The organism is Nonomuraea sp. NPDC050202, from assembly GCF_040656115.1.
Lineage (GTDB): Bacteria > Actinomycetota > Actinomycetes > Streptosporangiales > Streptosporangiaceae > Nonomuraea.
Genome location: NZ_JBFALF010000011.1, coordinates 108814 through 122598 on the forward strand (window position 1 = coordinate 108814; position 13785 = coordinate 122598).

The 13785-nt window shown below is 72.0% G+C and carries 13 protein-coding genes; 6 read left to right on the top strand and 7 right to left on the bottom strand.

Features of this window, described 5'->3' with window-relative positions; genetic code table 11:
• The first annotated feature begins 10 nt into the window (after positions 1–10).
• Positions 11–2023, top strand: coding sequence for a carbamoyltransferase C-terminal domain-containing protein (locus tag AB0I79_RS28060; RefSeq protein WP_357878558.1), 2013 nt, complete (start codon positions 11–13; stop codon positions 2021–2023).
• 9 nt (positions 2024–2032) lie between these two features.
• On the opposite strand, the gene AB0I79_RS28065 is transcribed toward AB0I79_RS28060, so the two are convergent.
• Positions 2033–3253 carry a nucleotide disphospho-sugar-binding domain-containing protein gene (locus tag AB0I79_RS28065; RefSeq protein ID WP_357878560.1) on the bottom strand — a complete coding sequence of 407 codons (1221 nt, stop codon included), beginning with the start codon at positions 3251–3253 and terminating at the stop codon, positions 2033–2035.
• A gap of 148 nt (positions 3254–3401) precedes the next feature.
• Between AB0I79_RS28065 and AB0I79_RS28070 the strand changes: the two genes are divergently transcribed.
• The 5 genes from AB0I79_RS28070 to AB0I79_RS28090 all read left to right on the top strand — a co-directional run bounded on the left by AB0I79_RS28070 (position 3402) and on the right by AB0I79_RS28090 (position 8672).
• Positions 3402–4085 carry an SDR family NAD(P)-dependent oxidoreductase gene (locus tag AB0I79_RS28070; RefSeq protein WP_357878562.1) on the top strand — a complete coding sequence of 228 codons (684 nt, stop codon included), beginning with the start codon at positions 3402–3404 and terminating at the stop codon, positions 4083–4085.
• A gap of 88 nt (positions 4086–4173) precedes the next feature.
• Complete coding sequence (locus tag AB0I79_RS28075; protein ID WP_357878565.1) at positions 4174–4512, top strand: TcmI family type II polyketide cyclase; 339 nt, start codon at positions 4174–4176, stop codon at positions 4510–4512.
• Entirely contained in the window at positions 4509–4961 is a 453-nt protein-coding gene (locus AB0I79_RS28080) for a cupin domain-containing protein (RefSeq protein WP_357878568.1), read from the top strand. Before AB0I79_RS28075 ends, AB0I79_RS28080 begins: the two co-directional genes overlap by 4 nt.
• Positions 4958–6214: a beta-ketoacyl-[acyl-carrier-protein] synthase family protein gene (locus AB0I79_RS28085; RefSeq protein WP_357878571.1), complete on the top strand. Its 1257-nt coding sequence runs from the start codon at positions 4958–4960 to the stop codon at positions 6212–6214. Before AB0I79_RS28080 ends, AB0I79_RS28085 begins: the two co-directional genes overlap by 4 nt.
• 541 nt (positions 6215–6755) lie before the next feature.
• The gene (locus AB0I79_RS28090) at positions 6756–8672 is read left to right on the top strand and encodes a BTAD domain-containing putative transcriptional regulator (RefSeq protein WP_357878574.1); all 1917 of its coding nucleotides are present in this window, start codon (positions 6756–6758) and stop codon (positions 8670–8672) included.
• Positions 8673–8674: 2 nt separating this feature from the next.
• Here the strand turns inward: AB0I79_RS28090 and AB0I79_RS28095 are convergent, their stop codons facing one another.
• The 6 genes from AB0I79_RS28095 to AB0I79_RS28120 are packed head-to-tail and all read right to left on the bottom strand — an operon-like array spanning position 8675 to position 13760.
• Positions 8675–10108, bottom strand: a complete 1434-nt coding sequence (locus tag AB0I79_RS28095) for an acetyl-CoA carboxylase biotin carboxylase subunit (RefSeq protein ID WP_357878577.1) — start codon at positions 10106–10108, stop codon at positions 8675–8677.
• Complete coding sequence (locus AB0I79_RS28100) at positions 10105–10641, bottom strand: biotin/lipoyl-containing protein (RefSeq protein WP_357878580.1); 537 nt, start codon at positions 10639–10641, stop codon at positions 10105–10107. The genes AB0I79_RS28095 and AB0I79_RS28100 overlap by 4 nt, the downstream gene beginning before the upstream one ends.
• Complete coding sequence (locus AB0I79_RS28105; protein WP_357878584.1) at positions 10638–12329, bottom strand: acetyl-CoA carboxylase carboxyltransferase subunit alpha/beta; 1692 nt, start codon at positions 12327–12329, stop codon at positions 10638–10640. The genes AB0I79_RS28100 and AB0I79_RS28105 overlap by 4 nt, the downstream gene beginning before the upstream one ends.
• A 14-nt stretch (positions 12330–12343) precedes the next feature.
• The gene (locus tag AB0I79_RS28110; protein ID WP_357878587.1) at positions 12344–12649 is read right to left on the bottom strand and encodes an antibiotic biosynthesis monooxygenase; all 306 of its coding nucleotides are present in this window, start codon (positions 12647–12649) and stop codon (positions 12344–12346) included.
• On the bottom strand, positions 12646–13008 hold the full coding sequence (locus AB0I79_RS28115) for an antibiotic biosynthesis monooxygenase family protein (RefSeq protein ID WP_357878590.1): 363 nt from the start codon (positions 13006–13008) through the stop codon (positions 12646–12648). Before AB0I79_RS28115 ends, AB0I79_RS28110 begins: the two co-directional genes overlap by 4 nt.
• Positions 13005–13760, bottom strand: a complete 756-nt coding sequence (locus tag AB0I79_RS28120) for an SDR family oxidoreductase (RefSeq protein ID WP_357878593.1) — start codon at positions 13758–13760, stop codon at positions 13005–13007. The genes AB0I79_RS28115 and AB0I79_RS28120 overlap by 4 nt, the downstream gene beginning before the upstream one ends.
• Positions 13761–13785: the final 25 nt, after the last annotated feature.

A 13785-nucleotide genomic window follows, 5' to 3' on the forward strand; every position in this document is an offset into this window, starting at 1 on the left:
TGGAGGACAAATGCGAGACGGCTACTACCTTTCGAGCTATCTGACCATTCCGGGGCTGCACCGGCTGGCGATGGTGTCGTACCGGCACGACAACAACGTGTCCCTGTGGCGCAAGGACGGATCGCAGATCCAGCTCCTGGGTCACTGGGAGTTCGAGCGGATGAGCGGCCTGAAGCACCATCGCACGCCGTTCCTGAGCATGGAGGACCTGCGCACGTTCGTGAACGGCCTGATCCGCCCCTTCGGGGTGTCGCTCGACGACATGACGGAGGTGTGGGGCACGCCGGGCCTGGCCACCACGAACGACTACCACTTCGTGGAGGAGTACCCGGAGCTGTCCTTCCACAGCATCGCGCACCTCTACAGCGCGATGCTGCTGGACAGCGAGACGTTCTTCGACGGCGACATCCTGGCGCTCGCGGTGGACGGCGGGCCCGACCGCCTGCTCGACCAGCAGTACAAGCGTTACTGGTTCACCGGCGCGGTCAGCCGCCGCGGCGTCGTGGAGACCTTCCCCGTCGCCTCGCCCGGCCTGCTCTACAGCACCGCCAAGGACCGGTTCAAGATGCGCGAGGGCACGCTGATGGCGCTCGCGACGGCCACCACGGCCACGGGCCGGTGCGACCGCGAGAGCATCCTCGACAAGTTCGACTTCACCGGCCTGGCCGCGCTGGAGGGCGCGCCGCTGGCGTTCGAGGAGATCGTGGCCCAGGTCCGCGCGACGGCGACCACCGACCCGGACTTCACCGAGGAGGAGAGCTTCGTCAGCGCCGCCATGAAGGAGATCCAGGCGATCTCAGTCATGGCCATGGAGCGCAACATCGAGACCGCGCTGGAGCGCTACGACCTCGACCCTGCCCGGACGCATCTCGCGCTGGCCGGCGGTTACGCGCTGAACTGCCCGACCAACAGCCACCTCATGGCCAAGTACGGCTTCCGCGGCTTCCTCGCGCCGCCGTGCGTGGACGACGGCGGGCAGGCGGTCGGCATCGGCCTGGCCGCCTTCCACAAGAAGACCGGCGGCGAGCGGTTCACCTTCAGCTTCCCCGGCGCCTACCTCGGGCGCCAGGACGACGACCTCGACGGCGCCCTGGCGGAGTTCGGCGAGTACGTCGCCGACGTCCGCGGCCTCGACCTGGACCAGGCGGTGCGGGACATCCTCGCCGAGCCGATCGCCTGGTTCCACGGCCGCTCGGAGATCGGGCCGCGGGCGCTGGGCAACCGCAGCCTGATCGGCGACCCGACGTCGCGGGCGGCCAAGGACGCGCTCAACCAGTTCAAGCTGCGTGAGTGGTGGCGGCCCGTCGCGCCGGTGGTGCTGGAGGACCAGCTCGACGAGTGGTTCGAGGACAGCAGGCCGTCGCCGTACATGCTGGAGACGTTCACGATCCGCGAGGAACGCCGCCACCAGATCCAGGCGGTCGCCCACCTCGACTACTCCGCCCGGGTGCAGTCGCTCAACGCCGGGCAGAACCCGGCGCTGCATGCCCTGCTGACCGCCTTCCACCGGCACACCGGCGTGCCGATGCTCTGCAACACCTCGCTGAACGACAAGGGCGAGCCGATCATCGACACCATCCGCGAGGCGATCAACTTCTGCCTGCGCAGGAGGATCAGCGTCGGGTACTTCAACGGGCGCAGGGTGGCCTTCCGCAACTTCGACGCCTATCCCGCGGAGGGTCCGTATCCGCGCATGCGCCAGCCCTTCACCGACCTCTCGGAGAGCCGGGCCAGGGCCGTGCACGCCGAGCTGAACCCGCACGGCCTGCCCGAGCTGTACCTGCACGTGCTGTTCCTGGACCTCGCCCTGAGCGGGAAGTTCGACCTGCGTACCGAGGAGGGCGCGGCGGAGGCGTTCGAGGCGGTGGACAGCCGGCTGCGCGCCGACCCGTCGCTGCGGCAGGCCGCCGAGCGCAGCATGCGCCGCGCGGAGCACCGCTTCACCACGTTCGGGCCGGACGCGCTGCTCAACCTGGAACTGGGCGCCGTCCGCCAGATCACCGCGCCCGATCGGGCCCAGTGAGCATCTGACTCAGCCAGACACGAGGGAGGGGCGTAGCCCGGCCAGCGCGCCGGCCACCTCGGCCGGCGCCGCCTGGCTTCGCATCTCCTCCCTCAGCTCGCCGGCGGCGCGGCGGGGCTCGGGGTCGTCCAGCAGCCTGGTCACCTCGTCCCGCACCGCCGCCGGTGTCAGCTCGGCCAGGCTGAGCACCGCCGCCGCGCCGCCGGCCGCGACCCGCCCGGTGTGCCCGGCGTGGTCGGGCAGCTGCGGCACCAGCAGCATGGGCACGCCGTGGGCGAGCGCGGTGAGGATGCCGCCGGCGCCGCCGTGCCCGACGAACGCGTCGCAGTCGCGCAGCACGTTCCGCAGCGGCACGTCCACCACGACGCGCACGCCGTCCGGTAGCGCGCCCGGCAGGTCCCGCGCCACGCCGGAGGGCTCGCCCGCCGCGTCCCGCCGCGCGGCGAGCAGGTCAAGCTGGGCGGCCGAGACCGCCAGCACCACGTCCACGCCGGTCTCGGCGAGGGCGGCGGCGATCCCGTCGGCGATGAAGCGGGACGGGTCCACCTTGGCGATCGTGTGCCCCCAGCTCACGCAGACGCGCGGCCGCCGGCGCCTGCCGGGAGGCTCGGGCGGCTGCCACGGCGTGGTCTCCGGGCCGTTGTAGGGCAGGTACCGCATCGGCAGCAGCCGGTGGTCGCCCGGCACTTGCACGCTCGCCGGCACCGGGTCCACGGTCGCCGCGCCGAACGGGTCCACCGGCCCGGCGCCGAACCGCTCGGCCAGCGGCGCCAGCGCGTCCGGCAGCACCCCCCGGGCGCGTTGCAGCAGGTCGAAGCCGTACAGCTGGCGTACGGCCGGGACCCCCGTGGCCGCGGCGGCGATCGGGCCCGCCAGCGTCACCTGGTCGTACACCACGAGATCGGCCCGCCAGTCCCTGATCAGCCGGATGAGGTCGCCGGTCATCGACTCGGCGTGCGCCGTCAGCATCCGCAGCACCCGCGGCCCCTTCCCCTCGCGCCGGGGCGCGGGCCCGCCGGGCAGGGGCAGCAGGTACTCGTGCACCATGCCGGCCGTGTCGACGTCCGTCCCGAGGACGGCCGCCGGCAGGTCGGCCCGCAGGACGTCGCGGGTGAGGCCGGGCTCGCTGGCGAAGACCACCTCGTGACCGGCGGCACGGCAGGCCCGCGCCAGCGGGACCAGCGCGTACAGATGCGAGGGCCAGGCCCAGGTCGTGAACACCACCCGCATGGGGCATCTCCTCCTCGGCTGTTCGCGGGCGCGGCCGGAGCCGTTCGCCGGCGGCGCGCCTTCCTGCGCCGACGATGGCACCGGACCCTGGAGGCTGGCTGGAGCGCGGCACCGTCGAGCGTCGAGCGGGCCCGGTCATGGTGACGGGGTGAGCGAACCACGTACCGCCCTGATCACCGGGGCCAACCGAGGGCTGGGCCACGCGACCGCCGCCGAGCTGCACCGGCGGGGTCTGCGGGTCGTCGTGACCGCACGGGACGCGGGCGAGGCCGCCGAGGCGGCCGCGCGCATCGGCCCGGACGTCCGCTCCCATCCGCTCGACGTCACCGATCCCGCCGGCGTCGAGCGGGCGGCGGCCCTGCTCGGGCCCGTGGACGTGCTCGTGTGCAACGCGGGCGTGCTGCTCGACGCGGGCGACGACCCGCTGTCGGTGCCGCTGGAACGGGTGGAGCGGACGCTGGCGGTCAACCTCCTGGGCGGGTGGCGGGTGGCCCAGGCGTTCGTGCCGGGGATGGTGTCCAGGGGCTGGGGGCGGGTGGTGTTCGTCTCCAGCGGCACCGGGTCGTTCAGCGTCGGGCTGTGGACGGGGGCGCCGGCGTACTCGGTGTCCAAGACCGCCGTCAACGGGCTCACCACCATGCTCGCCACCTGCACCAAGGGGACGGGCGTGCTGGTGAACGCGGTCAACCCCGGGCAGACGAGGACCCGGATGGTGCCCACGGCCGAGCGCACGCCGCAGGAGGCCGCCGCCGACATCGCCGACGCGGCCACCCTTCCCGACGACGGGCCGACGGGCGTGTTCCTCCGCGGCGACCGGCAGGTCGGCTGGTAGCCGCGCTGGAGCTGACTTCGAGCACCCTTCCACTGCCCGGGACAACCATCGAGGCAGCCTTTCGATCACCTTCTCAGGAGGCGAGAACGTGCACCGGACCCTGATCGTGGCCAAGCTGAGGAGCGCCGACAACACCCGGCCGATCGCCGACACCTTCGGCGAGTCCGACGCGACCGACCTGCCCCACATGGTGGGCGTGAACCGCCGGACCCTCTTCCACTTCCACGACCTCTACTTCCACCTCGTCGAGGCGGACCAGGACATCTCTCCCAACCTGTACAAGGCGCGCAGCCACCCGCTGTACGAGGACATCAACGCACGGCTGGCCAAGCTGGTCGCGCCGTACGACCCGAACTGGAAGGAGCCCAAGGACGCGATGGCAACTCCGTTCTACGTGTGGACGTCCGAGCAGGGGAGGATCCAGTGACCGCAGCAGAGACGAGCGCCGCCAAGACCGTGAGGCCGGCCGTGGTGAAGGCGGCGGACGTGGCGCCGAACCGCCGCCGCGGCGGTGACATCCGGGTCACGCTCAGCCCGAAGACGACCGGCTGCACCTCCGGGTTCGGGGGTGTGCTGTATCTCGGGCCTGGCGAGCACGTGGCCGAGCACTACCACCCGTACTCGGAGGAGTTCCTGCACGTGATCGCCGGCGAGCTGGAGATGTCCCTGGACGGTGAGCCGGTCCGGCTCGCGCCGGGTGCCTCGCTGCTGGTGCCGATCAACATGCGCCACCGCCTGGTGAACGTCGGGGAGGGCGAGGCGCACGTGGTCTTCCACCTGTCGCCGCTGGCTCCCCGCCCGGACCTCGGGCACGTGGACACCGAGGAGCTGCCGGCGCCGCAGGAGCCCGGCCCGCAGGTCGGGGGGCCGCGTTGAGCAGACAGGCGGTGATCACCGGGATCGGCGTCATCGCGCCCAGCGGCATCGGGCGGGAGGCGTTCTGGCGCCTGCTGACCGACGGGCGCACCGCCACCCGGCGGATCACGCTGTTCGACCCGAGCGCGTTCCGGTCGCAGATCGCGGCCGAGGTGGACTTCGACCCGAAGGCGGCTGGGCTGTCGGCGCAGCAGATCCGGCGCATGGACAGGGCCGCGCAGTTCGCCACGGTGTGCACGAGGGAGGCGGTCGCCGACAGCGGTCTCGATCTGGCGGGCGTGGAGCCCGACCGGGTCGGCGTCTCGCTCGGCAGCGCCGTGGGCTGCACGATGGGGCTGGAGGAGGAGTACACCGTCCTGGCCGACGAGGGCCGCCGCTGGCTGGTCGACCACACCTACGGGGTACCGCACCTGTACGGCTACATGGTGCCCAGCACGCTGGCCGTGGAGGTGGCCTGGGAGGCGGGTGCGGAGGGTCCGGCGGCGCTGATCTCCACCGGCTGCACGTCGGGCCTCGACGCGGTCGGACACGGGGCGATGCTCATCGAGGAGAACTCGGCGGACGTCGTGATCGCGGGCGCGACGGACGCGCCGCTGTCGCCCATCACGTCGGCGTGTTTCGACGCGATCCGGGCGACCTCGCCGAACAACGACGACCCCGAGCACGCCTCGCGGCCCTTCGACGCCAAGCGGGACGGGTTCGTGCTCGGCGAGGGCGCCGCCGTGATGGTGCTGGAGGAGGCCGAGGCCGCGCGGCGGCGCGGCGCGCGGGTGTACGCCCGCGTCGCCGGGTTCGCCAGCCGCAGCAACGCCTTCCACATGACCGGGCTCAAGCCCGACGGACGGGAGATGGCCGAGGCCATCCGGGTGGCGCTGGACCAGGCCAGGCTGGACCCGGCGGACATCGACTACATCAACGCGCACGGCTCGGGCACGCGGCAGAACGACCGGCACGAGACGGCGGCGTTCAAGCGCAGTCTCGGCCATCGGGCCTACGAGATCCCGGCCAGCTCAATCAAGTCGATGGTCGGCCACTCGCTCGGCGCGATCGGGTCCCTGGAGGTGGCGGCGTGCGCGCTGGCGCTGGATCGGCAGGTCGTGCCGCCGACGGCCAATCTGCGAAATCGCGATCCGGAATGCGATCTGGACTATGTGCCCATCACCGCCAGGGAGCACGAGATGGACGCCGTACTGAGCGTCGGAAGCGGTTTCGGCGGTTTCCAGAGCGCAATGGTGCTCGCCCGTCCCGCTTAGTGGCCCCGTTCCTGAGTCACGACTCAGGAATGGGTCATTCCTCAATATAAGAGTTGCAGAACATTGTCAAGATCACTGAAGGGGAGATCCTTGAAACCAGGGTCTCCCCTCTCCGTTCCCGGCTCGACCGGAGCCCGCCCGGAGCGGCATTCCCCCAGGCCAGCACAGAGATCGATTAGGAAGCCTTTCTTTCTGATGTATGATTTGACCATTAGTCAGGCCGGTGTCAATTAAGGGATTGATTCAGGGTTTTCCCTGAGGCGCTTTACCCGGCGTGAGCGATACTGTCAGTCAAGCATCCGTCATACTCCGTGGGCTCAGCGATCTTCGAGTCATTTTCAAGATCGAATTACCCGCGTCTGCTAAGTTCTCTTACGAAGAGATCGTCCAACGTGGCCGCAGGCGACGGCGGGGGCAACTCTCGTCGCAGCGGATGTCCACGTTCTCGGGCAAGCAGACGCGTGGCTGACGTCGTCCATGACGCGTGAGCCTATGGATGCAGGGGACGGTGCGTGTGGTGGAAATCAATCTGCTCGGTCCGATGGAAGTGCTCCGGCACGGCGTCGCCCTGACGCCGTCGGCCCCCAAACTGCGCACTGTGCTCAGTTTGCTGGCCGTGCAGGCGAGCATCGTCGTCCGAACCGACAAAATCATCGAAGAGCTCTGGGAGGACAACCCGCCGGCGAGCGTCACCACCACCTTGCAGACCTACATCTACCAATTAAGGAAACTGCTGCGTCTCGGCACCCCGCCGAACATGGCGGGCGCCGGGGACACGCCCGCCGATGCCGCCCTGCGTACCTCTCCTTATGGATACGCGCTGATCCTCGACCCGGACATGCTCGACACCATGCGGTTCGAGCGGCTGTCCGACCAGGGCAGGAGAGAGCTGGAGGCGGGCGACATGAACGCCGCCGCCGAGACCCTCTCCCACGCCCTGCGGCTGTGGCGGGGGCCCGCGCTGGTCGACGTCGGTCACGGGCCGGTGCTGCGCGCCGAGGGCCTGCGGCTGGAGGAGATGTACAAGAACGCGCTGGAACGCCGGATCGAGGCGGATCTGCATCTGGGCCGACATCATGAGCTGCTCGGCGAGCTCACCCGGCTGGCCGCCGAGCAGTCGACGCACGAAGGGTTCCAGGCCAAGCTGATGCTGGCGCTGCACCGCGCGGGCCGCCGCTCCGAGGCCCTGAAGATCTACCAGCGCACGCGCAGCGCCCTGGCCACGGAGCTGGGCCTCGACCCGTCCAGCGAGCTGGAGCAGTTGCACCGCGCCGTGCTGGCCGCCGACGAGAGCCTCGCCCTGCCGCGGCCCCGTACACCGGTGCGGATCAGCCGCACCCGCCCGCCGCGTCAGCTCCCTCCCGAGGGAACCGCGCTCGTGGGCCGGCAACCGCAGGTCAGCGCCCTGCTCGCGGCCCTGTCCGCGCGGCAGCACCACGCGCCGCCGGTCGTCGTCATCACCGGCCCGCCCGGCTCCGGCAAGTCGGCGCTGTGCAAGAAGGTCGGGCACCGCGCCAACGGCCCCTACACCGACGCCCAGCTCTACGCGCGCCTGGTGGACGCCCACGGCCGCCCGGCCGACCCCCGCGACGTGCTCGCCGCCTTCCTGCGCGCCCTCGACGTGCCAGAAGATCGCATCCCGGCCACGCTGAGCGAGCGCACCCACCTCTTTCGCACCTGGACGGCCGACCGGCACGTGCTGGTGACGCTCGACGACGTGGTCAGGACCGACCAGCTGCTGCCGCTGGTGCCGGCGAGCCCCGACTGCGGGGTGCTGGTCACGGCCCGCCGGCAGCTCTCCGCGCCCGAGGTCACGGCGACCGTCGAGGTGGGCCCGCTGAACGCCGAGGAGGGACTGCGGCTGCTGACCAACGTGCTCGGCGACCATCGCATCGCCCAGGACGAGGCGACCGCCCGCGAGCTCGTCCGCCTGTGCGACGGCCTGCCCGCCGCGCTCCAGGCGGCCGCCGCGCGGCTCCAGCTCAGGCCGCACTGGCCGATCAGCAAGCTGATCAAGGTGCTGCGCGGGGAGACGATGGGCCCGCGCCCGACCGGCAACCACGACCTTGTCCTCTATCCCAGCGTGGAGCTGAGCTACCGGCTCATGCCGCCGGCCGTCCAGTCCGCCTTCCGCGTGCTCACCCGGCTCGACGTGAGCGCGTTCACCCCGCGACGGGCCGCCCGGCTGCTGCGCATCTCCGAGCCGCAGACCGAGGCGCTGCTGGACGAGCTCGTGGAGTTCCAGCTCATGACGGCCGAGCCGGGCGACGGGGAGCCCGACCCGCTGCAGTACCGGTTCCTGCCCAGCGTGCGGGCGGCCGGACGCCGGCTGCCCGCCGACGAGCGCGACGCCCTGCTGAGCCCGGTCTACCAGACCGTGCCGGCCACGCGCTCCGCGCTGGACGACGGATGTGTCGGCGGGCCGGCCGTGGCGAAGCGCGCGCCGGTGTCCTCCTGAGCTCACGGACGGGGTGCCGCAGAGCGCGGCACCCCGTCCCCGGCCCCGTTTCCGGCCCCGTTTCCGGCCAGGTCTTCGGCTAGCAGTGACGTGGTGTGCGTGCCCTCGCGGAAGGCAGGCTCGGCCAGCACGGCCCGCAGCAGCTCCTTGGTCGTACGGATGCCACGCCCCTCGATGCGGAACTCCGACAGCGCCCGCTCCATCCTGGCGATGGCCTGCTCGCGATCCGGCCCCCAGGCGATGACCTTGGCCAGCAGCGAGTCGTAGTCGGGCGGCACCCGGTAGCCCGTGTAGGCGTGGGTGTCCACACGCACGAACGGCCCGCCGGGCGGCACGAACTCCGCCAGCTCCCCCGCGCACGGCACGAAGTCGCGCTCCGGGTCCTCGGCGTTGATCCGGCACTCCACGGCCACCCCGCGCGGGTGCACGTCCTCCTGGCGGAAGGACAGCGGCCGGCCGGCGGCGACCCAGAGCTGCTCGCGCACGAGGTCGATCCCGGTCACCGCCTCCGTCACCGGATGCTCCACCTGGATGCGCGAGTTCACCTCGATGAAGGCGAACTCCTCGCCGCTCACCAGGAACTCGAATGTCCCCGCGCCGGTGAAGCCGGCCGCCTTGGCCCCGGCGACCGCCGCCTCGGCGAGCCGGTCGGCCAGCCCCGGCGACACGCCGGGGGCGGGCGTCTCCTCGATCAGCTTCTGGTGCCGCCGCTGCACCGAGCAGTCCCGGTTGCCCAGGGCCACGACCGTGCCGTGCTCGTCGGCGAGCACCTGCACCTCGACGTGCTTGGCCCGCTCCATGAACCGCTCCAGGTAGACGCGGCCGTCGCCGAACACCGCCCGCGCGGCCGCGCTGGTGGCGCGGAACGTGGCCGCCAGGTCCTCCATCCGGCGCACCACCGCCATGCCGCGCCCGCCGCCGCCCGCCGACGCCTTGATGATCAGCGGAAAGCCGATCCGCTCCCCCGCCGCGAGCACGTCGGCGGCGTTGCTCACCGGCTCGGGCGTGCCCGGCAGCACCGGCAGGCCGGCGTCCGCCATCATGCTCCTGGCCAGCGCCTTGTCACCGAGCCTGGCCATGACCTCGGGCCGGGCGCCGACGAAGACCAGTCCGTTGGCCGCGCAGATCTCCGCGAAGTCGGGATCCTCCGACAGGAACCCGTACCCGGGGTGCACGGCCTGCGCGCCCGTACGCAACGCGGCCTCGATGATCGCCGGCGGGTAGAGGTAGCTGCGCTTGGCCGGGCCGGGGCCGATCCGTATCGCGACGTCCGCGGCCCGCACGGCGGCCGAGTCGCCGTCCACCGAGGAGTGGACGACGACGGTCCTGATGCCCATCTCGCGGCAGGTTCGCACGATCCGCAGCGCGATCTCGCCGCGGTTGGCGACCAGCACGGTGTCGAACGGCCGTGACGGCCGGTGCGTGCCGCCGCTCATGCGTCCACGTCCGGCTCGATCACGATCAGCGGCTGGTCGTACTCGACGCCCTCGGCGTCGCCGGCCAGGATCTGCGTCACCCGGCCGCCGACGTCCGCGACGACCGGGTTCATCAGCTTCATCGCCTCCACGATGGCCACCTGCTGGTCCGGCTCGACGAGGTCGCCGACCTCCACGAACGGCTTCGCGCCCGGCTCGGGCTGCCGGTAGAACGTGCCCACCAGCTCCGCCCGCACCACGTGACCCGACGGCTCGGCGGCGGGCTCCTCCACGGGCGGCTCGTGAACCGCCTCGGCCGCCACGGGCGTCCATTCGACCTCGATGCTCGCGCCGCCCAGCCGTACGCATGCCCTGCTCGGCGACCGCGGCGAGGCCTGGACCGCGTCGGCCAGCCCCTTGCAGAGGATCGCCACCGCGTCCCGCACGCCGATCTCGGCCAGTGCCCCGTCCCATGCGCTGGAGCCCGGCGCCCCGTCCCAGGTGCCCGGGTCCAGCGCACCGTTCCCCGCGCTCGATTGCCGCGCGTCCGTCATACCGACACCCTCTCCCTGTACGTGCCGAACCAGCGAAGCCGCCGCCGCCGGGCCTCCCGCAGCGCGGCACCGTCCTGCTCGCGCAGCTCACGCAGCGCGCACACCACCGCGTCGCGCACCAGCTCGCTCGCCACCGCCGGGTCGCGGTGCGCGCCGCCAGCAGGCTCCGGAACCACCCCGTCCACGATGCCGTTCGACAGCAGCGTGGCCGCGTCGACGCCGAGCGCGGCGGCCGCCGCGGGCGCGGCCTCCCCGCTGCGCCACAGGATCGCCGCGCAGCCCTCCGGGCTGATCACGGAGAAGATCGCGTTCTCGCACAGCAGGAGGCGGTCGGCCACCGCCAGGGCCAGCGCCCCGCCGCTGCCGCCCTCGCCCGTGATCACGCTGACCACGGGGACGTCGAGGGAGCCCATCACCCGCAGGCACTCGGCGATCGCGTGCGCCTGGCCGTGCCGCTCGGCCTCCAGCCCCGGGTGCGCGCCGGGGGTGTCGATGAGCGTGACGACCGGCACCCGCAGCTTCGCGGCCAGCCGCATCAGGCGCACCGCCTTGCGGTAGCCCGCCGGCGACGGCATGCCGAAGTCGCGCCGTACCAGCTCCTGGGTGGTGTGACCCTTCTGGTGGCCGATGACCATCACCGGCAGGCCCTCCAGGTCGGCCAGCCCGCCCACCACGGCGGGGCAGTCGGCACCGGCCCGGTCGCCGCGCAGCTCGACGAACTCCGAGCCCCACGCGGCGACGTGGTCCAGGGTGGTGGGCCGGCCCAGGTCGCGGGCCAGGCCGACCACCTGCCCGACCGGCCGGCCCGGCAGCAGCTCCGGGTGGCGGATCACCGGGTCCGTCACCTCCGGCCCCCACTCCGGGTCCGGCGGCGCGCCCAGCGCGAGCAGCGACTCCAGCACCTGCGGCAGCTCACCGCGCGGCACGACCTCGTCGAGCAGGCCGTGATCGAGCAGGAACTCCGCGGTCTGGAAGCCCTCGGGCAGCCGCTGCCGGATGGTCTGCTCGATCACCCGCGGCCCCGCGAACCCCATTCTGGCGCCGGGCTCGGCGAGGATCACGTCCGAGAGCGTCGAGAACGACGCCGCCACCCCGCCGTAGGTGGGGTCGGTCACCAGGGTGATCGTCAGCAGGCCCGCCTCGTCGAGTGCCGCCATCGCGTTGCTCGTCCTGGCCATCTGCAGCAGGGAGAAGGCGCCCTCCTGCATGCGGGCGCCGCCCGACGCGGTGATGAGCAGCAGCGGCAGCCGGTGCTTCAGCGCCTCCTCGGCCGCGGTCACGATCGCCTCGCCCTCGGCGGCGCCCATGCTGCCGCCGAGGAAGCGGAAGTCCATGACCGCCACCACCACCCCGCGGCCCCGTACGGTGCCGCGCACCACGCGCACCGCGCAGTCCATCCCGGTGCGGGAGCGCGCCGAGTCCAGCCGGCCGGCGTACGGGACGAGGTCCTCGAACGCGAGCGGATCGTGCACCGACGGGCCGGGCTCGACCGGCGTGCCCGAGCCCGCGTCGAGCACCCGCTCCAGCCGCTGCTCGGCGGTGAGCTGCCCGTGCCGGCCGCAGTCGGGGCACACCATGGACATGCGGTCGAACCGCTTGCGGTAGACCAGCATCCCGCACCCCGTGCAGGACAGCCAGTCCGTCAGATCCATCGTGGTCTTCATGGTCCCGTTGGGAACGGATTTCACGGCCGATCTCCTGGCTAGTAGGAGGCTGTTACCTGATAGACGGCGAACGGCCTGCTCATCCGGCCGTCACGGAACGGGCGCAACGGCGCCGTCTGCCACTTGTGGTCCGGCCCCCGCTCCCATTCCTGGAAGTCCGCCAGGCTCCGCCACATGCTCACCACCACGAAGCCGCCGTCATCGGTGACCGACCGCAGCAGCTCGTTGGAGAGCAGGCCGGGCACCCCGGCCAGCCTGTTGCTGGCCTCGTGGTAGGCCTTCTCGATGGCGGCGACGTCGGTCGCGGTGTGATAGAGCAGCACCCGGACTCCGGCGTCCGTCATCGAGCCGCCTCCCACGCCTGGTGCGTGGCCGCCTCTCCGGGCTCGGCGCCGGCCCCCGGCAGGTGGGCGACGATGTGCATCGTGCTCATGGACCCGCCGGAGCGGTACGGGTGCAGCTTCTGGCGGTGGTCCAGGTGACGGTCACTGGTCTCGAACTCGCGGAAGCGCGGCTCGTCCACCCAGTCGCTCATGATGTAGTAGATCCCCTTCTCCTCGCCGTCGCGGGCGAGCCACTGGCCGAGGTTGGCCGGGTGCGTGGTGACGGAGTCACCGACCTCCAGCCACACACGCTCGAACTCGCTCTCCATGCCCGGCTTGATCTGCAGGCGGAGCATGACCCGGAAGACGGTCCCGCTCATGAGATCCCCCCGTCCACGGAGACCACGGAGCCGGTGACGTACCGCGACAGGTCGCCGGCCAGCCACAGCACGGCGCCCGCGACCTCGTCGGGGGTGCCCAGGCGGCCCAGGCAGGTCTTGCCCGAGTACCGCTCGACCATCTGCGTGCGCTGCTCCTCCGGCATCTGGTCGAACGCCTCGGTGTGGATCATCCCGAGTGACAGCACGTTGAACCGGATGCCCTTCGGGCCGAACTCCCTGGCCAGGGTGCGGGTCAGCCCGTGCAGCGCGGCCTTGGTGGCGGTGTAGTGGGCGCGCAGCGGGATGCCGACCTCGATCGACTTCGAGCTGATGCCGATGACCGAGGAGCCCTCGCCCAGCAGGGGCAGCGCGTGCTGGATCACCAGGTGCACGGCGGTGAGGTTGGTGTCGACGATGCGCTGCCACTCCGCGAGGTCGAGCTGCGCGTAGGGGACGTGGCTGATCGCGGCGGCGTTGTTCACCACCAGGTCCAGCCGGCCGTCGAACCGGTCGCGGCACTGCTCCAGCAGGCCGGCGATCTGCTGCGGGTCGGTGAGGTCGGCACGCAGGACGGCGTGCCTGCCGCCGAGCTGCTTCAGTTCGTGCTCCAGCGAGACGACGTGCTCGCCCTCCTGCCGGTAGCAGGTGATGACGTCCACGCCCGCACGCGCGAGCGCGAGGACGATGCCGCGGCCCACGCCGCGGGTTCCGCCGGTGACGAGCGCTCGCTTGCCGCTCAAGCCGAGATCCATCGCGTTCCTTCCTTCCACTGCCTGG

Coding starts and splice junctions, on each gene's coding strand:
- AB0I79_RS28060 (WP_357878558.1), top strand. CDS start 11: ATGCGAGACGGCTACTACCTTTCGAGCTATCTGACCATTCCGGGGCTG.
- AB0I79_RS28065 (WP_357878560.1), bottom strand. CDS start 3,253: ATGCGGGTGGTGTTCACGACCTGGGCCTGGCCCTCGCATCTGTACGCG.
- AB0I79_RS28090 (WP_357878574.1), top strand. CDS start 6,756: ATGGAAGTGCTCCGGCACGGCGTCGCCCTGACGCCGTCGGCCCCCAAA.
- AB0I79_RS28095 (WP_357878577.1), bottom strand. CDS start 10,108: ATGAGCGGCGGCACGCACCGGCCGTCACGGCCGTTCGACACCGTGCTG.
- AB0I79_RS28100 (WP_357878580.1), bottom strand. CDS start 10,641: ATGACGGACGCGCGGCAATCGAGCGCGGGGAACGGTGCGCTGGACCCG.
- AB0I79_RS28110 (WP_357878587.1), bottom strand. CDS start 12,649: ATGACGGACGCCGGAGTCCGGGTGCTGCTCTATCACACCGCGACCGAC.
- AB0I79_RS28115 (WP_357878590.1), bottom strand. CDS start 13,008: ATGAGCGGGACCGTCTTCCGGGTCATGCTCCGCCTGCAGATCAAGCCG.
- AB0I79_RS28120 (WP_357878593.1), bottom strand. CDS start 13,760: ATGGATCTCGGCTTGAGCGGCAAGCGAGCGCTCGTCACCGGCGGAACC.